The sequence below is a fragment of the Streptomyces sp. NPDC002776 genome (genome assembly GCF_053592195.1).
In genome coordinates, this window is record NZ_JBSFVG010000017.1 from 1 (window position 1) to 22,379 (window position 22,379).

General features: G+C 71.6%; 17 protein-coding genes, 1 tRNA gene and 1 pseudogene. 8 read left to right on the plus strand and 11 right to left on the minus strand.

All coding sequences use genetic code 11. The features are described from left to right. The first annotated feature begins 134 nt into the window (after positions 1 to 134). From ACWD11_RS28310 to ACWD11_RS28325, 4 genes are all read left to right on the plus strand, one after another. Positions 135 to 641: a SigE family RNA polymerase sigma factor gene (locus tag ACWD11_RS28310; protein ID WP_389421161.1), complete on the plus strand. Its 507-nt coding sequence runs from the start codon at positions 135 to 137 to the stop codon at positions 639 to 641. 10 nt (positions 642 to 651) lie between these two features. After that, the gene (locus tag ACWD11_RS28315) at positions 652 to 1,158 is read left to right on the plus strand and encodes a hypothetical protein (protein ID WP_389421160.1); all 507 of its coding nucleotides are present in this window, start codon (positions 652 to 654) and stop codon (positions 1,156 to 1,158) included. Positions 1,159 to 1,261: 103 nt separating this feature from the next. After that, positions 1,262 to 2,425, plus strand: a complete 1,164-nt coding sequence (locus tag ACWD11_RS28320; protein WP_451286501.1) for a glycosyltransferase — start codon at positions 1,262 to 1,264, stop codon at positions 2,423 to 2,425. Continuing rightward, positions 2,422 to 3,678 (plus strand): hypothetical protein, encoded by a 1,257-nt coding sequence (locus tag ACWD11_RS28325; protein WP_389421159.1) that lies wholly within the window; start codon positions 2,422 to 2,424, stop codon positions 3,676 to 3,678. Before ACWD11_RS28320 ends, ACWD11_RS28325 begins: the two co-directional genes overlap by 4 nt. Before the next feature lie 80 nt (positions 3,679 to 3,758). On the opposite strand, the gene ACWD11_RS28330 is transcribed toward ACWD11_RS28325, so the two are convergent. The 5 genes from ACWD11_RS28330 to sucC form a co-directional block, all read right to left on the minus strand. Further along, positions 3,759 to 3,843 (minus strand) — tRNA-Leu (locus ACWD11_RS28330). 162 nt (positions 3,844 to 4,005) lie between these two features. Then, positions 4,006 to 4,488, minus strand: a complete 483-nt coding sequence (locus ACWD11_RS28335) for a MarR family winged helix-turn-helix transcriptional regulator (protein WP_451286359.1) — start codon at positions 4,486 to 4,488, stop codon at positions 4,006 to 4,008. Between the two features lie 635 nt (positions 4,489 to 5,123). Next, positions 5,124 to 6,665, minus strand: a complete 1,542-nt coding sequence (locus ACWD11_RS28340) for an aldehyde dehydrogenase family protein (RefSeq protein ID WP_451286361.1) — start codon at positions 6,663 to 6,665, stop codon at positions 5,124 to 5,126. Positions 6,666 to 6,719: 54 nt separating this feature from the next. Further along, positions 6,720 to 7,604, minus strand: coding sequence for a succinate--CoA ligase subunit alpha (gene sucD, locus ACWD11_RS28345; RefSeq protein ID WP_451286363.1), 885 nt, complete (start codon positions 7,602 to 7,604; stop codon positions 6,720 to 6,722). A gap of 14 nt (positions 7,605 to 7,618) precedes the next feature. Continuing rightward, on the minus strand, positions 7,619 to 8,749 hold the full coding sequence (gene sucC / locus ACWD11_RS28350) for an ADP-forming succinate--CoA ligase subunit beta (RefSeq protein WP_451286365.1): 1,131 nt from the start codon (positions 8,747 to 8,749) through the stop codon (positions 7,619 to 7,621). Positions 8,750 to 8,893: 144 nt separating this feature from the next. Here sucC and ACWD11_RS28355 point away from each other — a divergent pair, with 144 nt between their 5' ends. The 4 genes from ACWD11_RS28355 (at position 8,894) to ACWD11_RS28370 (ending at position 15,485) form a co-directional block, all read left to right on the plus strand. Next, positions 8,894 to 10,576 (plus strand): thiamine pyrophosphate-binding protein, encoded by a 1,683-nt coding sequence (locus ACWD11_RS28355; protein WP_389421154.1) that lies wholly within the window; start codon positions 8,894 to 8,896, stop codon positions 10,574 to 10,576. A gap of 10 nt (positions 10,577 to 10,586) precedes the next feature. Next, positions 10,587 to 11,828: a formyl-CoA transferase gene (frc, locus tag ACWD11_RS28360; protein WP_389421153.1), complete on the plus strand. Its 1,242-nt coding sequence runs from the start codon at positions 10,587 to 10,589 to the stop codon at positions 11,826 to 11,828. 4 nt (positions 11,829 to 11,832) lie between these two features. Next, on the plus strand, positions 11,833 to 13,977 hold the full coding sequence (locus ACWD11_RS28365) for an acetate--CoA ligase family protein (RefSeq protein WP_451286367.1): 2,145 nt from the start codon (positions 11,833 to 11,835) through the stop codon (positions 13,975 to 13,977). Positions 13,978 to 14,099: 122 nt separating this feature from the next. Further along, positions 14,100 to 15,485: an OFA family MFS transporter gene (locus tag ACWD11_RS28370; protein ID WP_389421151.1), complete on the plus strand. Its 1,386-nt coding sequence runs from the start codon at positions 14,100 to 14,102 to the stop codon at positions 15,483 to 15,485. A gap of 69 nt (positions 15,486 to 15,554) precedes the next feature. Here ACWD11_RS28370 and ACWD11_RS28375 read toward each other — a convergent pair whose 3' ends face one another. The 6 genes and pseudogenes from ACWD11_RS28375 to ACWD11_RS28400 form a co-directional block, all read right to left on the minus strand. Further along, a complete protein-coding gene (locus ACWD11_RS28375) occupies positions 15,555 to 16,592 on the minus strand; it encodes a sugar phosphate isomerase/epimerase family protein (protein WP_389421150.1) in 1,038 nt (345 codons plus the stop codon). Positions 16,593 to 16,673: 81 nt separating this feature from the next. Further along, positions 16,674 to 17,975 carry an alkaline phosphatase family protein gene (locus ACWD11_RS28380; RefSeq protein ID WP_451286370.1) on the minus strand — a complete coding sequence of 434 codons (1,302 nt, stop codon included), beginning with the start codon at positions 17,973 to 17,975 and terminating at the stop codon, positions 16,674 to 16,676. Further along, a complete protein-coding gene (gene eboE, locus ACWD11_RS28385; protein WP_451286372.1) occupies positions 17,972 to 19,129 on the minus strand; it encodes a metabolite traffic protein EboE in 1,158 nt (385 codons plus the stop codon). Before eboE ends, ACWD11_RS28380 begins: the two co-directional genes overlap by 4 nt. A 3-nt stretch (positions 19,130 to 19,132) precedes the next feature. Next, the gene (locus ACWD11_RS28390; protein ID WP_389421147.1) at positions 19,133 to 19,981 is read right to left on the minus strand and encodes a TatD family hydrolase; all 849 of its coding nucleotides are present in this window, start codon (positions 19,979 to 19,981) and stop codon (positions 19,133 to 19,135) included. Then, positions 19,981 to 20,655, minus strand: a pseudogene (locus tag ACWD11_RS28395) (EboA domain-containing protein); the annotation flags it as partial. The pseudogene ACWD11_RS28395 and the gene ACWD11_RS28390, both read right to left, overlap by 1 nt. Before the next feature lie 553 nt (positions 20,656 to 21,208). Then, positions 21,209 to 22,336: an inositol-3-phosphate synthase gene (locus tag ACWD11_RS28400; protein ID WP_389421146.1), complete on the minus strand. Its 1,128-nt coding sequence runs from the start codon at positions 22,334 to 22,336 to the stop codon at positions 21,209 to 21,211. Positions 22,337 to 22,379: the final 43 nt, after the last annotated feature.

A 22,379-nucleotide genomic window follows, 5' to 3' on the forward strand; every position in this document is an offset into this window, starting at 1 on the left:
CTGCCGAGAAGTTACCGGCCCCGTGGCGTTTCCGTGCCGGATGTGGCCCAGATCACCTGACCCAAGTGCAGCGCCCCAGGGGCGCCAGGGCCTTCTCACAGGTGTAGGTGACTGGCGACAGCAGGGACGTGTGGATGCAACGGGCTCGAGAGGGTGAGTTCGACGACTTTGTGGCGGCCCGGTGGTCGGGGCTGCTCCATCTCGCGCGCCTGCTGACCGGAGGGGACCGGCACCGCGCCGAGGACCTGCTGCAGGAGTCCCTGGTCAAGCTCTGGTTCGTCTGGGCGAAGGTCGGCGAGGAGGCCCCCGAGGCCTACGTCCGCAAGGTCATGGCACGCGCCGCCGCGCGGTCGGCCCGGCGGCGGTGGTGGGGCGAGCGGCCCGTCGAGCAGGTGCCCGAGACCGCGCTGCCGGGCGATGTGTCCGCCGCCGTCGCCGAGCGGTCCCGGCTCGAAGCCGCGCTCGCGCAGTTGACCCCTGATCAGCGGACCGCCGTGGTGCTGCGCTACTACCAGGACCTGCCCGACCGGCAGGTCGCCGACGTGCTGGGCTGCCCCGTCGGCACCGCCCGCTCGCACGCCTCCCGTGGAGTCGCCCGGCTGCGGCGGCTCCTGTCCGACGTCATCGAACCGGTCGGGTGAAGGAGGAGCCATGGACCACTTCGAAGAGCAACTCGCCCATCTGATGCGCTCCTCCGCGGAGTACACCCCCCTGGAGGCCCGGCAGCGGGAGCGGCTCCACGAGGCGGTGCGGACCCGGCGCCGGCTGCGGGCGGCCCGTAACGCCGCCGGGTCGGTGCTCGCGGTGGCCGCGGTCGCGCTCGCCCTGGTGCTGCGGCCGGGCGGAGCACAGCACGTCGAACCCAGCTCGCCGCGCCCCGCGCCCACGATCAGCCCGACCACCTCGCCTCCGGCCCCCTCCCCCTCCTCGACGCCCGCGCCGCCGAGCACGTCACCGATGTCCACGCCCCCGGACACCGCCACCTCGACGCCGACGACGCGGCCACCGTCGACCACCACCACGGACGCCACCACCTCGACACCCACGTCGTCCGAGCCGCCGACGTCCACGCCCGACATCTCCGCGCTCACCTCGCCGCCGGCCTCCACCACCGAACCGGCCTCGGCCCCGCCGCCGGAGACCTCCGCCACCCCCTGACCGCGCCCCGCGCCTCCTGAACACCCCGCCCCGGCTGCCCTCGGCATGCCCTGTGGCACAGCACAGACAAGGACAGACCGTGACGAAACAGCGGGAGCAGCTCATGACCCGGGGCCCCATGGACGTCGACCTCCTCGCCCCCGTTCTCGACCTCGTCGTCCCCGTCTTCAACGAGGAGGCGGGTCTGGAGCAGAGCGTGCGGCGGCTCCACGCCCATCTGCGCGCGGGCTTCCCGTATCCGTTCCGGATCACCGTCGCCGACAACGCCAGCACCGACGCCACCCCTCGCATCGCCGCCCGCCTCGCCCGCGAACTGCCGGAGGCGCAGTGGCTGCGGCTGGAGGAGAAGGGGCGGGGGCGGGCGCTGCGGGCGGCCTGGTCACGGTCGCCGGCACCGGTCCTGGCGTACGTCGATGTCGATCTGTCGACCGGACTGACCGCGCTGCTGCCCCTGGTCGCGCCGCTCATCTCGGGCCACTCGGACCTCGCCATCGGGACCAGACTGGCGCCCGGATCACGCGTGGTCCGGGGCCCCAAAAGGGAGTTCATCTCCCGCGGCTACAACACCCTGCTCCGCTCCACCCTCGCGGTCGGGTTCTCCGACGCGCAGTGCGGGTTCAAGGCGGTACGGCGCGAAGTCGCCGAGCGGCTGGTGCCGTTGGTGCGGGACGAGGAGTGGTTCTTCGACACCGAGCTGCTGGTGATCGCCGAACGGGCCGGACTGCGCATCCATGAGGTGCCGGTCGACTGGGTGGACGACCCGGACAGCCGCGTCGACCTCCTCCCCACCGCCCTCGCCGACCTGCGCGGGATCGTCCGGATCGGCACGGCCCTCGCCCGCGGCGGACTGCCCTCCGCCACCTCGCCCCCCAGGCTGCTCCCCCAACTCCTGCGCTTCGCCCTGGTCGGCGCCCTCAGCACCCTCGCCCATCTGCTGCTCTACGCGGCCCTGCGCCCGGCGACCGGGGCGCAGGCCGCCAACGCGCTGGCGCTCCTGGTGTGCGCCGTGGCGAACACGGCCGCGAACCGGCGGTTCACCTTCGGCGTTCGCGGCCCGGGCGGGGCGCTCCGGCACCAGGCGCGCGGGCTGCTGGTCTTCGTCCTGGGTCTGACGCTCACCTCCGGAGCGCTCGCCGCCCTGCACCTGGCGGCACCCGGCGCCTCGCCGCGCACGGAACTCGCCGTGCTCGTCGCCGCCAACCTCACCACGACCCTGCTGCGGTTCCTCCTCCTGCGCGCCTGGGTGTTCGGCAAGGGGACCCGATGAACGCCACCACCGACACCCGGCCGACCTGGAACGCCCGCCTCACCGAACCGGTCCCGCCACGCCACCCGCTGCGCGAGGCCGCCGCCCGCTACGGTCCCGTCCTCGCCCTCTACGGCACCCTGAAGCTGATCGGCTTCACCGTCTTCCTGTCCCTGCTGCACGCCGCGGGCGACTTCCGCGAGAAGAACCCCCGCTTCGGCGGCGGCGCACACCCCTGGGACGTGCTCGCCACCTGGGACGGCTGGTGGTACCGGCAGATCGCCGAACACGGCTACGACCCCGCCCTCGTCCCGGTCCCCGGCGCCACCGGAATGATCACCCTGGAAGGCAACTCGGCCGCCTTCTTCCCCCTCTACCCCGCCTTGATGCGCCTGGTCTCCGAGACGACCGGCCTGGGGTCCTACGGCGCGGGCCTGCTCGTCTCCGTCCTCGCGTCCTTCGCGGCGGCCCTCGGCATCCACACGGTCGCCGCACACCTCGGCGGACGCCGGGCGGGCCTGGCCGCGGCCGGGCTGTGGGCGGTGTGGCCCGGCTCCGGGGTGGAGTGGGCGGTCTACTCCGACTCCCTCTACGTCGCCCTCGCCGCCTGGTCCTGCCACGCCATGCTGAGCCGCGCCTGGCTCACCGCGGGCCTTCTCACCTTCCTCGCGGGCCTCAACCGCCCCACCGCCGGGGCCCTGATCGCGGCCCTCGGCGTCGCCGTCGCGCTGGCCCTGCACCGCCATCGGCAGGACGAGGGCGTCGTACGCCCCCTGCTCGCGCTGGCGGTGGCACCGCTCGGACTGTTCGGCTATCTGGCCTGGGTCGGACACCGCATGGGCGACTACGGCGGCTACTTCAAGCTCCAGGACGGCGCCTGGGCGCACACCTTCGACTACGGCGCACAGACCCTGGACGTCCTCACGTCCCTCCCGGTGGGCCACTTCGACTATCTCTTCGCCTACCCCTTCGCGGACGTCGTCGGGGTGGGCACCGTCCTGCTCGCCGTCACGATGCTCGGCCTGCTGCTGCGCCATCGTCCCCCGGCGCCGCTCGTGGTGTACACGGTCCTCACGCTGGCCCTGATCCTCGGCAGCCAGCAGATCTTCGCCAACGTCTCCCGCTACCTGCTGCCGGCGTTCCCCCTTTACCTCCCGCTCGCCTTCGCCCTGCGTCGCCTCAGCCCCCTGATGATGTGCTGGCCCCTCGGCATCGCGGCGGTGGCGTCCGGGTCGTACGCGGGGTATGTGCTGTTCGAGCTCGGGGTGCCGTAGCCGCCGGCCGGGGTGCGGGGTGCGGGGTGCGAAAACAGCTTGTGCGGGCCGAGAAATCTCGACCCGCACAAGCTGGGATGTGTCCGAGGGGGGACTTGAACCCCCACGCCCGATAAAGGGCACTAGCACCTCAAGCTAGCGCGTCTGCCATTCCGCCACCCGGACCAGGTGTCTGCCGCCTTGCCGGGGGTGTTCCCGGCGGCGACAGGGACAACAATACCAAGCTTTCGGAGTGGCCTTCACGTGCATATCTGCCGGGTGGAGGGGGTCGGCGGAGGGGGTCGGCGGAGCTTCCGGCGGAAGGTTTCACCAGGAGCGATCTCCTGCTCACCCTGGGCTGTCCGTGGTGCGGTCCTCCCAGGTCAGCTGGTGCAGCGCACGGAGCAGCGTGGCGGCCGTCCGCTCGTCCAGCGGGGCCAGGAAGCTGCGCTCGGCCGAGCGGCGGGCCAGCTCGGCCTGCCGGTAGCACTCCTCGCCCGCGGCGGTGAGCTCGACGATGTTCTTGCGCCGGTCCTGGGTGCTGCGCCGCCGGGCGACGAGGCCGTGGTCCTCCAGGCCGTCGATCAACGCCACCATGGTGGTGCGGTCGACGCCCAGCCGGCCCGCCGCCTCCACCTGCGACAGCGGCCGCGCGCCGGACAGCACCGCGAGCACCGCCAACTCGTGCCGGTCCACCCCGTACGGGGCCAGCGCCTGAGCGGATGCCCGGGCCAGCTTGGTCTGCGCGAGCCGGAGGAGGTGACCGAGACGGGTGTCCTGGCGAGCGTCGGGCCGCGGCTCGGGGGACGCGGGAGGTTCGTCACGGACCATGCGCCGACTGTAGCGATCAACTTCCGCCCGGACCCGGTCATCCACCGACCCGATACCCGAGGGGTCCTGCCGCCCAACCACGCCAGGCGACCGCCCGGCACCCACTCCCAGCAGACCGCAACGGCCCGCCAACCCTCACGCGCCGCACCTTCTGGCCGCAGGCCAACCCGCACCCAGGCCGAGGCACGCGGCCTGCCGACGCCCACGCCCTGCCCCCCCCACAGCCCGAACCTTTACGACCTGCTGTCCCAGACCGCGCCCACCCCACAGCAGGCCACCGTCACCGCAGGCCGACCCTCACCGCAGCCTGCCCCTCCCCCAGGGCGACGCGCACCCGCCATCCCCGACGCAGGCCGCGCCCACCCCACAGCGGATCTACGTCACCACAGGCCCACCCTCACCGCAGCCGGGCCCTCCCCGAGGCCGACCCTCACGCCCCGCCATCCCCGACGCGGCCCGACCCTCACGGCCTGCCAACGCTCCCGAACCGCCATCCCACACGCAGGCCGCGCCCATCCCGCAACAGGCCACCGTCACCGCAGACCCGACCCCCACGACCCGCCGACGCTCACGGCCCGCCGGTGCTCACGGCCTGCTGTCCCGCACCGCAGGCCGCGTCCGCTCCCCGCCGTCGCTCACGGCATGAGGTGGTACTCCGGGAAGTTCCCCGGCAGCCGCTCCCCCGCGGGGCCGTGCGTCACCGCGCGGACCAGTAGGTCGCCGCCGACGAAGGCGCCCCGCCAGGACGCCCCGAAGCCGCCGAACAGCTCGTCACGGTCGCCGCGCGAGCGGGGCGTGCCGTGGCCGACCTTGAAGGCCCGGATCTGCGGGGCGAGGCGCTCGTACGCCGACCGGTCGTCCGTGGACAGCGTGGCGACCAAGGCGCCGTTGGAGGCGTTCATCGCGGCCAGCAGCTCGGCCTCGGTGTCGACCAGGACGATGGTGTCGACCGGCCCGAACGGCTCCGCGTGGTGCAGTGGCGAGGACGGCGGCGGGTTGAGCAGCGTGACGGGCTGGACGTACGCCGAGGTGTCCTGGCCGGGCAGGAAGCGGGCGTCGGTCAGACTGCCGCGATGCAGGGGCACGGCGCCCCGGTCGACGGCCTCGGCGACCTGGTCGTGCAGCTCCTTGGCCTTGGCCGCGTTGATCACCGGCCCGAAGTCCAGCGCCGGGTACGGGTCGTCGGGGTGCTCGACGGCCAGCGGATGGCCCACCCTGAGCGTGCGCACCGCGGGGAGGTACGCCGCCAGGAACTCGTCGAACAGCGTGCGTTGGACGACGAAGCGCGGGTACGCCGTGCAGCGCTGTTTGCCGTAGTCGAAGAGCTTGGGCACGACCGCCGTCAGCGCGTCCCAGTCCGTGTAGTTCCAGATGCCCCAGGTGTTGAGTCCCTCCTGTTCGAGTACATGTCGTTTGCCGAGGTCGGCGACGGCCGTGGCCACCGCGGCGCCGGTGTCGCGGCCGCCGACGAAGGAGACGCAGCCGATCTCGGGCGCCCGCACCAGCGCCTGGGACAGCTCGCTCCCGCTGCCGCTGACGAGGGTGACGGGTATCCCCTCGCGGGCGGCGAGCGCCGAGGCCAGGGTGAGACAGGCGACGCCGCCGTCGGTCGGGGTCTTGGCGATGACCGCGTTGCCTGCCAGTGCCTGAACCAGTACTGCGTGAACGAGCACGCTCATCGGGTAGTTCCAGCTCGCGATGTTGGAAACCGGGCCGTCCAGCGGGGTCCGCCCGGCGAGCATCGGCTCGATGCCGTCGACGTACCAGCGGACCCCGTCGATGGCCCGGTCGACGTCGGCCTGCGCGAGCCGCCAGGGCTTGCCGATCTCCCAGACCAGCAGCAGGGCGAGGAGTTCGCGGTGCTGGGTGAGGGAGTCGAGGGTGGCGGCGACGCGGGCGCGGCGCTCGTCGAGGGGAAGGTGCCGCCAGGCGCGGTGCTGGTCGAGCGCGGCGCGTACGGCCCGGTGGGCGGTGGCCCGGTCCAGGCGGGGCGGGCCCGCGATGGGGCTTCCGTCGACGGGGCTGGTGGCGGGCAGAGCCCGGCCGTCGGCCTGCCAGGTGCCGGCCCAGAGGTTGAGGACGCGGTCGTCCCGGAAGGCCTCGGGGGCGACGGCGAGACAGCGCTGCCAGGCGTCGGGCCAGGAGGTGCCGGATTTGAGGGTGAGGGTGGTTGCCATGGGGTTGCTCCGCTCTCGGTGCACGGTCGGGGGCGGGTGGGGCGAAGGTCTGGACTAACGCTGCTCATCGAGCCGTGCGAGCACGAGCTTCGCGGTCTCCGTCGGGGTGTTCCCCACCCGCACTCCGGCCGCCTCCAGGGCCCGCTTCTTCGCCGCCGCCGTACCGGAGGAGCCGGAGACGATGGCGCCGGCGTGGCCCATGGTCTTGCCCTCGGGGGCGGTGAATCCGGCGATGTAGCCGACGACGGGCTTGGTGACGTGGTCGCGGATGTACGCGGCCGCGCGTTCCTCGGCGTCGCCGCCGATCTCCCCGATGAGGACGATGATGTCGGTGTCGGGGTCCTCCTGGAAGGCGGCGAGGCAGTCGATGTGGGTCGTCCCGATCACCGGGTCGCCGCCGATGCCCACGCAGGTCGAGAAGCCGATGTCGCGCAGTTCGTACATGAGTTGGTAGGTGAGCGTGCCCGACTTGGAGACCAGGCCGATGCGGCCCTGCTTGGTGATGTCGGCGGGGATGATGCCCGCGTTGGACTGCCCGGGGGTGATCAGCCCCGGGCAGTTGGGGCCGATGATCCGGGTTCCCTTGCGCTGCGCGTACGTGGTGAAGGCGACGGAGTCGTGCACCGGGATGCCCTCGGTGATGACGACCGCGAGTCCGATGCCGGCGTCGGCGGCCTCGGTGACGGCCGACTTGACGAAGGCGGGCGGCACGAAGACGACGGTGACGTCCGCGCCGGTCTCCGCCATGCCCTCGGCGACCGAGCCGAAGACGGGGACGGCACGGTCGTCGAAGTCGACGGTGCGGCCCGCCTTGCGGGGGTTGACGCCGCCGACGACATCGGTGCCGGCCGCGAGCATGCGCCGGGTGTGCTTCATGCCCTCGCCGCCGGTCATGCCCTGGACGAGGATCTTGCTCTCCTGGGTGAGGTAGATCGCCATGGTGTCCCGTCTCCTTAGGCCGAGGTGGCGAGTCGGGCGGCCCGGGCGGCGGCGCCGTCCATGGTGGTGGCCTGCTCGACCAGCGGATGGGCGTGCTCGTCGAGAATGGCGCGGCCGCGTGCCGCGTTGTTGCCGTCGAGGCGAACGACGAGCGGCTTGGTCAGCCGCACCTCGTCCAGGGCCTTGACGATGCCGTCGGCGACCGCGTCGCAGGCGGTGATGCCGCCGAGGACGTTGACGAGCACCGACTTCACGGACGGGTCGGAAAGGATCACCGAGAGCCCGTCGGCCATGATCCGGGCCGAGGCGCCGCCGCCGATGTCGAGGAAGTCGGCGGGGCGGGCGCCGCAGCCTGCGACCACGTCGAGCGTCGACATCACCAGACCGGCGCCGTTGCCGATGATGCCGACCTCGCCGTCCAGTTTGACGTAGTTGAGGCCCTTGGCGGCGGCGGCCGCCTCCAGCGGATCGGCGTGCGCCTCCGCCTCGGCGCCCCAACGTGCCTGTCGGAAACCGGCGTTGTCGTCGAGGGTCACCTTGCCGTCGAGGGCGAGGATCCGGCCCTGTCGTGTGCGGACGAGAGGGTTCACCTCGACGAGTACGGCGTCCTCGCTGACCAGCACCTCCCACAGCCGTACCAGGACGTCGACGGTTTGCGCCGGGAGTCCGGCCGCCGCGGCGATCTCGCCCGCCTTCGCCGAGGTGACGCCCTCGGCCGGGTCGATGTGGACGCGGGCCACCGCTTCCGGTCTGGTGGCGGCGACCTCCTCGATCTCCATTCCTCCTTCGGCGGAGGCGATGGCGAGGAAGCGGCCGGCCGCGCGGTCGAGGACGTAGGAGACGTAGAACTCCGTCTCGATGTCCACGGGTTGGGCCAGCATCACCGTGCCGACGCGGTGGCCCTTGATGTCCATGCCGAGGATCTGGCGGGCCGTGAGTTCCGCGGCGGCCGGGTCGGCGGCGAGCTTCACTCCGCCCGCCTTGCCGCGCCCGCCGGTCTTCACCTGGGCCTTGACGACGACACGGCCGCCGAGCCGGCGAGCGATCTCGCGCGCCTCCTTCGCGCAGTCCGTGACCTCGGCCCTCGGCACCAAGATGCCGTATTCCTCGAAGAGTTGCCTTGCCTGGTGCTCGTACAGGTCCATACCGGCTCCTGACTCAAAAGTGCCGCACGCCCCCTGGACACCACCCACCGGATGCGGGATAACAAGCTTCATACAGTATTCGTCGACTGTATGCAATGTACCGCGAGAGCGTTCCAACCCCCTACGAAGGGACAGGACTTCGCCATGCCCGACGACACCCAGGACGTCATTTCCGGTGGTCATCTCGTAGCCAAGGCCCTCAAGGCCGAGGGCGTCGACCGCATCTACACCCTGTGCGGCGGCCACATCATCGACATCTACGACGGCTGCGTCGACGAGGGCATCGAGGTCGTCGACGTACGCCACGAGCAGGTCGCCGCACACGCCGCCGACGGGTACGCCCGCATCACCGGCAAGCCCGGCTGCGCCGTCGTCACCGCGGGGCCCGGTACGACCGACGCGGTCACCGGCGTCGCCAACGCCTTCCGAGCCGAGTCCCCGATGCTGCTGATCGGCGGCCAGGGGGCGCTCACCCAGCACAAGATGGGGTCCCTCCAGGACCTGCCGCACGTCGACATGATGACCCCGATCACCAAGTTCGCGGCGGCCGTACCGGACACGGCACGCGCGGCGGACATGGTGTCCATGGCGTTCCGCGAGTGCTACCACGGCGCGCCCGGGCCCTCCTTCCTGGAGATCCCGCGGGACGTCCTCGACGCCAAGGTGCCGGCCGCCAAGGCCCGCGTACCCCGGCCCGGCGCCTACCGCGCCTCGACCCGCTCCGCCGGCGACCCCGAGGCGATCGAGAAGCTCGCCGACCTCCTCGTGCACGCCGAGAAGCCCGCGATCCTGCTGGGCAGCCAGGTATGGACCACCCGCGGCACCGAGTCCGCCATCGAACTGGTCCGCACCCTCAACATCCCCGCCTACATGAACGGCGCCGGCCGCGGCACCCTGCCGCCCGGCGACCCGCACCACTTCCAGCTCTCCCGCCGGTACGCCTTCTCGGGTGCCGACGTCATCGTCATCGTCGGTACGCCCTTCGACTTCCGCATGGGCTACGGCAAGCGGCTGTCGCCGGACGCGACCGTCGTGCAGATCGACCTCGACTACCGGACCGTCGGCAAGAACCGCGACATCGACCTGGGCATCGTCGGCGACGCCGGACTGGTGCTCAAGGCGGTCACCGAGGCCGCGTCCGGGCGCCTGAACGGCGGCGCCTCCCAACGCAAGGAGTGGCTGGACGAGCTGCGCTCGGCCGAACAGACCGCGCTCGACAAGCGGCTGCCGCACCTGCGCTCGGACGCCTCCCCCATCCACCCCTACCGGCTGGTGAGCGAGATCAACGACTTCCTCACCGAGGACTCCATCTACATCGGCGACGGCGGCGACATCGTCACCTTCTCCGGGCAGGTCGTGCAGCCCAAGTCGCCCGGCCACTGGATGGACCCCGGGCCGCTCGGCACCCTCGGCGTCGGCGTCCCCTTCGTCCTCGCGGCCAAGCAGGCCCGCCCGGACAAGGAGGTGGTCGCCCTCTTCGGCGACGGCGCCTTCTCCCTCACCGGCTGGGACTTCGAGACCCTCGTCCGCTACGACCTCCCCTTCGTCGGCATCGTCGGCAACAACTCCTCGATGAACCAGATCCGTTACGGCCAGAAGGCCAAGTACGGCGAGGCCCGCGAGCGCGTCGGCAACACCCTCGGCGACGTCCACTACGACAAGTTCGCGCAGATGCTGGGCGGTTACGGCGAGGAGGTCCGCGACCCCGCCGACATCGGCCCCGCGCTGCGGCGCGCCCGCGAGTCCGGGAAGCCCTCGCTGATCAACGTCTGGGTCGACCCGGACGCGTACGCCCCCGGAACCATGAACCAGACGATGTACAAGTGAGGTGGCTCCCATGACAGGAACGCCGACCAAGGCACTCGAAGGCATCCGCGTCCTGGACATGACGCACGTCCAGTCCGGGCCCTCCGCGACCCAGCTGCTCGCCTGGCTCGGCGCGGACGTCGTCAAGCTGGAGGCGCCGACCGGTGACATCACGCGCAAGCAGCTGCGCGACCTCCCCGGCGTCGACTCGCTCTACTTCACGATGCTCAACTGCAACAAGCGCAGCATCACCCTGAACACCAAGACCGAGCGCGGCAAGGAGCTCCTCACCGAGCTGATCCGGCGCTCCGACGTCATGGTCGAGAACTTCGGTCCGGGCGCGGTCGACCGGATGGGCTTCACCTGGGAGCGCATCCAGGAGATCAATCCACGGATCGTCTATGCCTCCATCAAGGGGTTCGGCGAGGGCCCGTACACCAACTTCAAGGCGTACGAGGTCGTCGCGCAGGCCATGGGCGGGTCGATGTCGACCACCGGCTTCGAGGACGGGCCGCCGCTGGCGACGGGGGCCCAGATCGGGGACTCGGGCACGGGCGTCCACGCGGTGGCCGGGATTCTCGCGGCGCTCTTCCAGCGCGAGACCACCGGGCGTGGTCAGCGGGTGAACGTGGCCATGCAGCACGCGGTGCTCAACCTCTGCCGGGTGAAGCTGCGCGACCAGCAGCGCCTGACCCATGGCCCACTCGCTGAATATCCCAACGAGGACTTCGGCACGGAGGTTCCCCGCTCCGGAAACGCTTCCGGCGGCGGCCAGCCGGGCTGGGCGGTCAAGTGCGCGCCGGGCGGCCCGAACGACTACGTGTACGTCATCGTGCAGCCCGTCGGCTGGCGGCCGATCACCGAGCTCATCGGCCGGCCGGAACTGGCCGAGGACCCCGAGTGGGCGACGCCCGAGGCCCGGCTGCCCCAGCTGACCAAGATGTTCCAGCTGATCGAGGAGTGGTCCTCGACCCTGCCCAAGTGGGAGGTGCTGGAACGGCTCAACGCGCACAACATCCCGTGCGGTCCGATCCTGTCCACCAAGGAGATCATCGAAGACGCCTCCCTGGTCGACAACGAGATGGTCGTCACCGTGCCGCACCCCGAGCGCGGCGAGTTCGTGACCGTCGGCAGTCCGCTGAAGCTGTCCGACTCCCCGGTGGAGGTGACCGGTTCACCCCTGCTCGGCCAGCACAACGAAGAGGTCTTCATCGGCGAGCTCGGTCTCGGCGACGAGGAGCTGCGCCTACTCAAGTCGAACGGAGTGATCTGACGTGATGGCCGAAGACCGGGCTCTGAGGGTGCGCACGCTCCTGGACTCCGTGCGGGCCGAGGGACGCACCGCGCTGACCGCGCCCGAGGGCAAGGTGATCGCCGACGCGTACGGCATCGCCGTACCCGGGGAGGAGCTCGCCACCGACGTCGAGGAAGCGGTGGCGTACGCGGCGCGCTTCGCCGGGCCCGTGGTGATGAAGATCGTCTCTCCGGACATCCTGCACAAGACCGACGCCGGCGGAGTGATCGTCGGCGTCGAGGGCGCCGCCGACGTCCGGGCGGCGTTCCGCACCATCGTCGACAACGCGCGGGCCTACGACGCGTCCGCCCGCATCGAGGGCGTCCAGATCCAGGAACTGCTGGCCAAGGGGCAGGAGGTCATCGTCGGCGCCGTGACGGATCCGACGTTCGGGAAAATCGTCGCCTTCGGGCTCGGCGGGGTGCTGGTCGAGGTCCTCAAGGACGTCACCTTCCGACTCGCGCCCCTGGACGCGGACGAGGCACTGTCGATGCTGGACTCGATCCGGTCGGCGGAGATCCTGCGCGGGGTGCGCGGCCAGGCGGCCGTGGACCGGTGGGCGATCGCGGAGCAGATCCGCCGGGTGTCCCAACTGGTCGCCGACTTCCCCGAGATCGCCGAGGTGGACCTCAACCCGGTGATCGCCACCGCGGACGGCGCGGTCGCCGCCGACATCCGGGTGATCCTCGCGGAGCACCAGCCGCCGCCGCGCCGGACGTACACGCGCGAGGAGATCCTCACCTCGATGCGCCGGCTGATGCAGCCCTCCTCGGTCGCCGTGATCGGCGCCTCCAACGAACCGGGGAAGATCGGCAATTCGGTGATGCGCAACCTCGTCGACGGAGGCTTCGCCGGGGAGATCCATCCGGTGAATCCCAAGGCCGATGACATTCTGGGCCGCAAGGCGTACAAGAGTGTCACGGACGTCCCCGGCGAGGTGGATGTGGCGGTCTTCGCGATCCCCGCCAGGTTCGTGGCCTCGGCCCTGGAGGAGGTGGGACGCAAGAAGATCCCCAACGCCGTGCTGATCCCCTCCGGATTCGCCGAGACCGGGGAACACGAACTCCAGGCCGAGATCGTGGCCATCGCCGAACGGCACGGCGTCCGCCTGCTCGGACCGAACATCTACGGCTACTACTCGACGTGGCACGACCTGTGCGCCACCTTCTGCACGCCCTACGACGTCAAGGGCGGGGTGGCCCTGACCTCCCAGTCCGGGGGCATCGGCATGGCCATCCTGGGCTTCGCCCGCACCACGAAGACGGGCGTGTCGGCGATCGTCGGTCTCGGCAACAAGTCGGACCTTGACGAGGACGACCTGCTGACCTGGTTCGGTGAGGACCCGCACACCGAGTGCATCGCCATGCACCTGGAGGACCTCAAGGACGGGCGGGCCTTCGTGGAAGCCGCTCGGGCGACCGTACCGAAGAAGCCTGTCGTGGTGCTCAAGGCCGGCCGGACCGCCGCCGGAGCCCGGGCGGCCGGGTCGCACACCGGGGCACTCGCGGGCGACGACGCCGTGTACGACGACATCCTGCGGCAGGCCGGGGTCATCCGGGCGCCCGGTCTGAACGACATGCTGGAGTACGCGCGCGCGTTGCCGGTGCTGCCCGCCCCCCAGGGCGACAACATCGTGATCATCACCGGGGCCGGCGGCAGCGGGGTGCTGCTGTCCGACGCGGTCACCGACAACGGCCTGACCCTCATGGACATCCCGTCCGACCTGGACGAGGCGTTCCGGAAGTTCATCCCGCCCTTCGGGGCCGCGGGCAACCCGATCGACATCACCGGGGGCGAGCCGCCGTCGACGTACGAGGCGACGATCCGGCTCGGTCTGGAGGATCCGCGCATCCACGCGCTGGTCCTCGGCTACTGGCACACCATCGTCACGCCCCCCATGGTCTTCGCCGAGCTCACCGCGCGCGTGGTGGCCGAGTTCCGCGCGCGCGGGATCGAGAAGCCGGTGGTGGCGTCGCTCGCGGGGGACGTCGAGGTCGAGGAGGCCTGCCAGTACCTCTACGAGCGCGGGGTCGTGGCCTACCCGTACACCACCGAGAAGCCGGTGGCCGTGCTCGGCGCGAAGTACCGCTGGGCGAGAGCGGCGGGCCTGTTGGGGGGCGGCTCATGAGGTGAGGGGGCACGGGGCCGGCCGACGGTGCGCGTCGGCCGGCTCCAGGACCCGTACGCGCACGAAAGGCATGGGACAGGGGGCGCTGGCCAGATCTTTCGACGCAAGGGGTGCAACGAGCCGTGACAACCACCGACGTTCCTCAGGTCGCCGCCTACCGGGAGGTGACCGACAAGAACGGACGCGTCTACCGGGTGGGCGAGTCCGACATCGACATCATGGGGCGCAAGCGCAAGTGGATGGTGATCCTGCCGTGGATCGGCATGATGGGCATCTCCTCCGCGGAGTACGCGTTCGCGTCCGCCGAGGACACCCTGCACACCGCGCACCAATGGAACAGCATGCACATCTTCTGGATGATGACCGTCTGGGTCTTCTTCCAGGCCGCGGTGGCCTTCCCCGCGGGCAAGCTGCGTGAGAGCGGCAGACTCCCGGCCCGCTGGGCGATGCTGCTCGGCGCGGTGGGCACCCTGCTGGGCTATCTGTCGCTGGCCTTCGCGCCGCATGTCGTCTTCGCGTACATCGGCTTCAGCATGTTCAGCGGCATGGGCGCGGGCATGGTCTACGCCACCTGCGTCAACATGGTCGGCAAGTGGTATCCGGAGCGCAAGGGCGGCAAGACCGGCTTCGTCAACGGCGGTTTCGCCTACGGCTCGGTGCCCTTCGTCTTCCTCTTCAACGGCTACATGGACCTGACCAACTTCCGCTGGGTGCTGGTCTCGGTGGGTCTCCTGCTCGCCGGCATGGTCGGGGTCGCCGGTTACTTCTTCAAGGACCCGCCGAAGAACTGGTGGCCCGCCGCGATCGACCCGCTCAACCCGCCGAAGGACCCCCGCGCGGCCCGCTCGATGCGGATGAACCCGCCGGCGGTCCACCAGTACACACCCCGGGAGGCATGGAAGACCGGCCGGGTGGCTCTGATGTGGTTCTGTCTGGCCTGCACGTCCGGCGTGAACATCTTCGGCATCGCCTTCCAGGTGGACATCGGCGAGGAAGCGGGGTTCGCGGGCGGCGTCGTGGCCACGGCCATGTCCCTGAAGGCGATCGTCAACGGCACCGGCCGCGGTGTCATCGGCTGGCTCTCCGACCTCTACGGCCGCAAGCGCTGCCTGCTGGTGGTCTGCGTGATCCTGGGCCTGTCCCAGTACGGCATCCTCTGGTCGGCCGAGATGAAGAACCTTCCGCTGTTCCTGATCTTCTCGTCCATCTCCGGATTCGGCGGCGGTGCCATCTTCCCGATGTTCGCCGCGCTCACCGCCGACTACTTCGGCGAGAACAACAACGCGTCCAACTACGGCATGGTCTACAGCGCCAAGCTCGTCTCCGGTCTGGGTGCGGGCATGGGTGCCGTGGTCGTCGGCGCGTGGGGGCACTCCGGTGCCTTCATCCTGGCCGGTTCCATCTCGTTGTTCGCCGGATTCATGGCCCTGTTCCTGTCCCCGCCGGGCCGCGACAAGGACAAGCGCATCGTGCCCAATCCACAGCCGCTCGGCGACGAGACGGGGTGACATGACGGCAGGTCCTCCTGAGAAGGCCCTCCCCGCGGTGGGGAGGGCCTTCTCATGCCGGTACGGCCGTCAGCAGTCCTCGCGCAGCGAGTGCAGGTGCTCGCTGGACCGCCGGGCGAAGGTGAAGGACTCGGCCGGGTTGTCGTGCTCTGCCTGCCAGTGATGGGCGAGCCGTTGGCCGCGCAGCCGGGTCACCCCGGAGATGAACCGCTGGTAGTCGATGTCGCCGTCGCCGACGTCGACCATGCGGTAGCCGTAGGTGTTCGCCGGGTCGCTGACTCCGTCCTTCACATGGAACAGCGGGTAGCGGTGCGGCTGCTTGAGGACGTAGTCGAGCGGGTCGAAGGGCGCGGGTGTGCCGTCGGGCCGCTTGGAGAAGCGGAACTGGCCCGAGTACGCCCAGTAGATGTCCATCTCCAGGTACACGAGATCGGGGTCGGTCTCGGCGAGCAGGACGTCGTAGAGGCGGACCCTGGGGTTGTCGGTGGCGAAGGAGAACTCCTCGGAGTGGTTGTGCTGGTAGAACTTCATGCCGCGCGCCCGGGCCGCCGCGCCGTAGGTGTTGAAGTCCTCGGCGGCGCGCTTCCAGGCGTCGACGGTCGAGCCGTAGCGGAACGGGTTCGAGGCGGTGCCGATGTGCTTGAGGCCGAGGGCCTGGGCGTCGTCGAGGACCTTGGTGAGGTTCTGGGCGAAGGTGTAGGCGTTCGGGTCGTCGGAGTAGTAGCCGACGTGGCTGCCGATGGGGTTCAGGCCGTGGTTCCGGGCCAGCCGCTTGAGCTGGGCGAGGGTGATCGGGCCCGCCGAGCCCTGGCTGTAACCGGCGAACTCGACCTCGTCGTAGCCGTACTTCTCCAGTTCGGCGAAGACGGCGGCGAAGCCCAGGGTGGAGACCTTGTCGCGCAGGCTGTAGAGCTGGATGCCGAGCCGGCCGGGCGGCAGGACGGGACGGCCGCGGCCCGCCGCAGAAGGGGCGGCGCCGGTGGCGGCCGTGGCGGGGGCCGCGGCGCCCAGCAGGGCGGCGGCGGTGGCGCCCGCGGCGACGCCGAGCATGCCGCGCCGGCTGAGGCGGTGGGTGAGGTCGGGATCGGTCCGGTGAGTGCGGCTCATGCGGGAACTCCTCGTGATCACAGGCCGTTGTCAGTGGTGAGTGCTTCACTTGGGACCAGTCGGACCTGAGGGGTTCATCCCTCAGGTGAGACCGGCGAGTCGGAGCAGCAGTGACTTCACATCGGTGGCCGCGAGGCGGTCGCCGACAGCTCGGGGGGTGGAGCAGATGAGGAGCGGACCGTCGTCGTCGCTCGCCGGAAGGCGGCCGTGGCTGCCGCGAATAGGCGAGGGATCCAGCGGCACGACCGCCATGCGGCAACGCATGCCGAGCTTCTTGCGCGCCAGCGCGGTCGCCGTCTTGACCTTGACGTAGGGGTCGAGCGGGTCCATGAACAGTTCGACCGGGTCGTAGCCGGGTTTGCGGTGGATCTCGACCAGTCGCGCGAAGTCGGGCGCGCGGGTGTCGTCGAGCCAGTAGTCGTACGTGAACCAGGCATCCGGTTCCGCGACCGCGACGAGTTCGCCGGAGCGTGGATGGTCGAGATGGTGTGCCTTCTTGCCCTCGTCGTCGAGGAGTTGACCGAGTCCGGGCAGTCCGTCCAGCGCTGCGCGGGTGGCGTCGAGGTCTTCCGGGCGGCGGACGTAGACGTGCGCGATCTGGTGGTCGGCGACGGCGAAGGCGCGGGAGGTCATCGGGTCGAGGTATTCCATGCCGTCCTGGGTGTGGACTTCGAGGAGTCCGGCCCGGCGCAGGGCGCGGTTGATGTCGACGGGGCGGCTGACGCGGGTGATGCCGTACTCGGACAGGGCGACGACGGTACGGCCTTCCGCGCGGGCGTCGTCCAGGAGCGGGGTCAGGGCCGTGTCCAGGTCGGCGGCCGCTCGCAGGGAGCGCGGGTCGTCGGGGCCGAAGACACCGACCTCACCGTCACCCCCCGCCCGGTCTACTACGCCGACGGCCGCAAGGAACCCGACTGCTACACCCGGCCCCCAGCCCTCCACGACGAACTCACCGAGAAGTTCGGCACCTTCCCCCTCTTCCACTTCTGGGGACCCGGCGCCGACCTCGTCTCCAGCCAGTGGATCATCGACGCGACCCGCCACATCATCCGGACCCGGCACCCGGATCTGACCCTGTGCTACCTCCCTCACCTCGACTACGACCTCCAGCGCCCAGAGCAGGACGTCGCCGAGTTCGCGGAAGTACCAGCCGTTGCCGACGATCCCGTGCTCGGAAGGGTGGGCACCGGTGAGGAAAGTGGACTGGGCGGCGCAGGTGACGGCGGGCAGGACGGTGCCGAGCGCGGCACGGGAGCCGGACTGGGCGAGCCGCTTGAGGTGGGGCATGTGGTCGAGGGGACGGGGGGTGAGGCCGACGACGTCGAGCACGAGGAGCGGGGTGGGGCCGGTGCCCGGCGCGGTCCGTGGGGTGCTCGTGCTCATGGGAGCTCCTTGAGGCCGAGGTCCGTCAGCAGGTCCCGGGCCAGGGTGAGTTCGGCGGCGATGCCGTCGGCGAGCTGGGCCCGGGTGGCGGGGCGCAGGGCGCGTGGGAGGGCCTGCCAGGTGTAGGTCTCGACCTCCAGATGGCGGGCGAGCGGGTGCGGGCCGCCGACCAGCCGGGCGAGGGCGGCCTTCAGGACGGGAAGCGTGGAGGTGAGGGGCGCGGCGGGGGCCGCGTGCAGCGGGACGTGGAAGTGGGCACGCCAGGGCGCCCCGTCGGGGATCGCCCGGCCGCCGAGGGCCTCGCCGAGGTCGTCGGTGCCGCGCAGCCCGGCGGCGGTGCGGGTGCGGGTCTGGTGCAGGAAGCGGGGCTCGTCGAAGGCGGCGAGGGCGTCGCGGACCTCGGGGAGGTGGGGGTGCTCGGCGTGCAGGGCCGCCGAGAGCTGAGACTTCACGACAGGCACCCCGGACGCGACGAGGGCGTCCAGGGCGGTGTGCGGGTCTTCGAAGGAGGTGGCGAGGTGGCAGGTGTCGACGCAGATGCCGATGCGGGGGTGGTCGATCGCGGTGAGCGGGGCGATGGCGTCACCGGTGGTCTCGATGACGCAGCCGGGTTCCGGTTCCAGGCCGATGCGCAGGGAGCGGCCGGTGAGTTCCGCCAGCGCGTCGAGCCGTTCGCCGAGGGTGCGCAGCGCGTCGTGGGCCGTGTCGGTGGGCCGGGTGCGCCAGGCGAACGGGAGGGTGGAGATGCTGCCCTCGTCGACGTCGTCGGGGAGCAGCCGGGTGAGGACGCGGGCCAGGGCGGTGGTGTGGTCGAGGCGTTCGGGGTCGGTCCAGTCGGGCCGGTAGACGCGGTACTTGACCTCTTCGGCGCCGAACCCCTCATAGGGGAAGCCGTTGAGGGTGACGACCTCGAGGCCTCGGCGGTCCAGCTCGCAGCGCAGGCCGCGCAGCGCGGACGGGTCGGTGACCAGGGCGTGAGCGGCGTCACGGGCGAGCCACAGGCCGATGCCGAGGCGGTCGCGGCCGAGCCGGCGGCGGACGGGTTCGCAGTGGTCCCGGAGCTGGGCGAGGACGCCGTCGAGGGTCTCGGCGGGGTGGACGTTGGTGCAGTAGGCGAGGTGGACGGTGGAGCCGTCGGGGTGGCGGAAACGCATGGGTCACGCCCCGCCGCGGAGGATCGAGTTGCCCTCGTGGGTGGCGTCGGTGGCCGTGACGTCCAGGTTCAGCCGGCCGCTGAGCCCGTAGAAGGCGACGGGGTTGCGCCACAGGACCCGGTCGACCTCGTCCTCGGTGAAGCCCTCGGCCAGCATCAGGTCGCCGACCCCGCGGGTCTTGAGGGGGTCGCTGCGGCCCCAGTCCGCGGCGGAGTTCACCAGTACCTGTTCGGGGCCGTAGGCACGGAGGACGGCGACCATCCGTTCCTCGTCCATCTTGGTGTCGGGATAGACGGAGAAGCCGAGCCAGCAGCCGCTGTCCTTGGCCTCCTTGACGGTGGTCTCGTTCAGGTGGTCGACCAGGACGCGGTCCGGGGGCAGTGCGGACTCCCGGACGACGTCGAGGGTGCGGCGCAGTCCGGCCGCCTTGTCGCGGTGCGGGGTGTGCACGAGGGCGGGCAGGTCGTGATCGGCGGCGAGCTGGAGCTGGGCGGCGAGGGCGGTGTCCTCGGCGGGGGTCATCGAGTCGTAGCCGATCTCGCCGACGGCCACGACCTGGTCCTTGACGAGATAGCGGGGCAGTTCGTCGAGGACGGGCACGCAGCGGGGGTCGTTCGCCTCCTTGGGGTTGAGGGCGAGCGTGCAGTGGTGGGCGATGCCGTACTGGGCGGCGCGGAAGGGTTCCCAGCCGAGGAGGGAGTCGAAGTAGTCGAGAAAGGCGGCCGGGGAGGTGCGGGGCTGACCCAGCCAGAAGGAGGGTTCGACGACGGCACGGACGCCCGCGGCGTGCATGGCCTCGTAGTCGTCGGTGGTCCTGGACGTCATATGGATGTGGGGGTCGAAGATGCGCATCAGGACTCCTTGCCGTGGGGGTGGGCGCCGTGGGGGTGGGCGCCGTGGGGGTGGGCCGAGCCGTGCGGTGAGGGTGCGGGGCCGGACTCGGCCAGGGCCAGGAGGCGGTACAGGTCCTCGGGCACGGGGCGGCCGGCGGCGGTGCGTTCGGCGGCGTAGTCCGCGAGCATGCGGGCGAGTTCGGCGTCGGCGCGGGCGCGGCGCTCCAGGTCGGCCACCGCGCTGACGGACACGCCGGTGAACAGACACTTCAGCACGGCGTGCCGCCACTGGTGGGCGTCGAGGTGCCGGGCGGCGTACGGGCCGACGGCGGCGGCGAGGAGCCCGGTGTCGTTGGTGCGCAGGGCGTCCTCGATCAGCGGGAGGGCGTCCGGGCCCGGCACGAGGTGGGGCAGGGCGTGCAGCACGGCGCGGCGCTCGGCACCGGTGCCCTGGTAGTAGACGCGGGTGAGGGCGGCGGCGTCGGCCCGGACCGTGTGCAGGATGAGGACGCGGACGGCGTCGGCGTACGCGGAGCCGCAACGCCGCCCGGCCTCGGCCAGGCGCAACTCCCATACGGAGATGGGCCCGTGGGCGCCGGGATGGGCAGCGGCCTCGTCGAGAGCCTGATCCAGCCAGGCACGAGCAGCTCCGCCGAGGTGGGTGGAGAGGTGGGCGTGGAGGGTGGGGGGTGGGGGGAGGGGGAGGGGGGCAGGCCCCTCGGTGGGGTGACCATCGGTGGTGGGCTGGCCGCCCTCGGCGGGTTGGCCGCCCTCGGCGGGCTGGCCCCCGTCGGGGGAGTGAGCACCGGCGGTGGAGTGACCCCCGTCGGTAGGTTGGCCCCGGTCAGTGGGGGGACCCCCGTCGGTGGGCTGGCTCCCCTCGGCGGGGTGAGCACCGTCGGTGGGGTCGCCCCCGTTGGTGGGACCGGGACCGTCGGTGCGGCCAACCCCGGTGGCGCGGCGAGCATCGTCCGTGGGCCGGGGGCCCTGGGTGGCCTGGTTGCCCGTTGTCGGGGTGTCCGTCGTGGGGCGGGGGTGGGTCATGGGGTGCTCCCTTCGGGGGTGGCGGAGGGATCGCCGGGGTGGGGGGACTCGGTCACTGCGGGGACTGTGGGGGCTGCCTCAAGGGGGAACGGGAGGCAAAGTTCGCCGGCGTGGGAATGGCGGGGCGCTTCCACGCCGGTCAGGCCCTGGTGACCGGTACCGGAGGAGGCCGCGAGGACGGGCGGGAAGTCCCGCGCCCCTCTCACCGCTTCTGCCCCGCCCCCAGGCGTCCCGCGAACCCGACCAGTTCCGTGTACTGCTCCGCCAGAGCCGCGGGGCCCTCCCCCAGTGGGTCCTTGAAGAAGAAGCCGAGTTCCGTGAGCGGGCCGGACAGGCCGGTCTCGTGGGCCCGGGCCGTCAGGCGGGCCAGGTCCAGGACCAGGGGGGCGGCCAGCGCGGAGTCGCAGCCCTGCCAGATCGTCTGGAGGATCATCCGCGTGCCGAGGAAGCCGTCGAAGGCCACGTGGTCCCAGGCGGTCTTCCAGTCGCCGAGGGCGGGGACGTCGTCGATGTGGACCTGGCCCTCGGGAGGGGTGGCGAGGGTGTCGGCCAGGACGCGCTCCTTGCCCGCGTTCTTCGCCGCGGCCGCGGCCGGGTCGGCCAGCGCCGCTCCGTCGCCGCCGCCCAGCAGGTTGGTGCCGGACCAGGCGCGTACGGCGAGGGCGCGTTGGGTGAACATTGGGGCCAGTGCCGCCCGGAGCAGGGTCTGGCCGGTCTTGCCGTCCCGCCCGGCGTACGGGAGCCCGGACTCGGCGGCGGTGGTGGCGAGGGCGGGGTGGTGCAGGCCCGTGGACGGGGTGAAGTTGACGTAGGGACAGCCGGCGCGCAGGGCCGCCGCCGCGTACAGGGCACTGGGCGGGAGGTCCCGGTCCGTCGGTGCGGGTTCGGTGGAGGCCACGTTCACCACGACCGCGCGGGACAGACCGAGCCGTCGTACGAAGTCCTGGATGTCGGCGGCGAAGGCGGTGATCAGCGCGTCCGGGTCCCGGGTGTCGCCGGGGAGGGGGCCGCCGGGCCTGATCTCCCTTTCCGCGGCGGCGAGTTCGGAGGATACGGCGGTCGGGAGGCCGGGCGGGAGCACGCCCCCCGCCGCCAGCTCCTCCGCGCGCTTGGGCAGCGGGCAGTCCACGGTGTCGTGGCCGCCGAAGACGAGGGAGGGCAGCGGGGGCAGCCCCGAGGAGGCGAAGGGCGGGGTTGCCGTGACCATGCCCGTCGGCGGACGCAGCCCCGCGGAGACCGCGGCACAGCCCGCGACCACCGTGGTGGCGACGGAGCCACGCGCTCCGATCAGCCACACTCCGACTCGGGATCCAGAACGGGACACGGTCATGGGCAGCCTCCTTGTCGTGAGCGGAACCCCGGTGCTCCCCCGG

What these genes read in the sequence shown, in the direction of transcription:
- ACWD11_RS28310 (WP_389421161.1), top strand. Translation starts at nt 135, where the DNA reads ATGCAACGGGCTCGAGAGGGTGAGTTCGACGACTTTGTGGCGGCCCGG.
- ACWD11_RS28315 (WP_389421160.1), top strand. Translation starts at nt 652, where the DNA reads ATGGACCACTTCGAAGAGCAACTCGCCCATCTGATGCGCTCCTCCGCG.
- ACWD11_RS28320 (WP_451286501.1), top strand. Translation starts at nt 1,262, where the DNA reads ATGACCCGGGGCCCCATGGACGTCGACCTCCTCGCCCCCGTTCTCGAC.
- ACWD11_RS28325 (WP_389421159.1), top strand. Translation starts at nt 2,422, where the DNA reads ATGAACGCCACCACCGACACCCGGCCGACCTGGAACGCCCGCCTCACC.
- ACWD11_RS28335 (WP_451286359.1), bottom strand. Translation starts at nt 4,488, where the DNA reads ATGGTCCGTGACGAACCTCCCGCGTCCCCCGAGCCGCGGCCCGACGCT.
- ACWD11_RS28340 (WP_451286361.1), bottom strand. Translation starts at nt 6,665, where the DNA reads ATGGCAACCACCCTCACCCTCAAATCCGGCACCTCCTGGCCCGACGCC.
- sucD (WP_451286363.1), bottom strand. Translation starts at nt 7,604, where the DNA reads ATGGCGATCTACCTCACCCAGGAGAGCAAGATCCTCGTCCAGGGCATG.
- sucC (WP_451286365.1), bottom strand. Translation starts at nt 8,749, where the DNA reads ATGGACCTGTACGAGCACCAGGCAAGGCAACTCTTCGAGGAATACGGC.
- ACWD11_RS28355 (WP_389421154.1), top strand. Translation starts at nt 8,894, where the DNA reads ATGCCCGACGACACCCAGGACGTCATTTCCGGTGGTCATCTCGTAGCC.
- frc (WP_389421153.1), top strand. Translation starts at nt 10,587, where the DNA reads ATGACAGGAACGCCGACCAAGGCACTCGAAGGCATCCGCGTCCTGGAC.
- ACWD11_RS28365 (WP_451286367.1), top strand. Translation starts at nt 11,833, where the DNA reads ATGGCCGAAGACCGGGCTCTGAGGGTGCGCACGCTCCTGGACTCCGTG.
- ACWD11_RS28375 (WP_389421150.1), bottom strand. Translation starts at nt 16,592, where the DNA reads ATGAGCCGCACTCACCGGACCGATCCCGACCTCACCCACCGCCTCAGC.
- ACWD11_RS28380 (WP_451286370.1), bottom strand. Translation starts at nt 17,975, where the DNA reads ATGAGCACGAGCACCCCACGGACCGCGCCGGGCACCGGCCCCACCCCG.
- eboE (WP_451286372.1), bottom strand. Translation starts at nt 19,129, where the DNA reads ATGCGTTTCCGCCACCCCGACGGCTCCACCGTCCACCTCGCCTACTGC.
- ACWD11_RS28390 (WP_389421147.1), bottom strand. Translation starts at nt 19,981, where the DNA reads ATGCGCATCTTCGACCCCCACATCCATATGACGTCCAGGACCACCGAC.
- ACWD11_RS28400 (WP_389421146.1), bottom strand. Translation starts at nt 22,336, where the DNA reads ATGACCGTGTCCCGTTCTGGATCCCGAGTCGGAGTGTGGCTGATCGGA.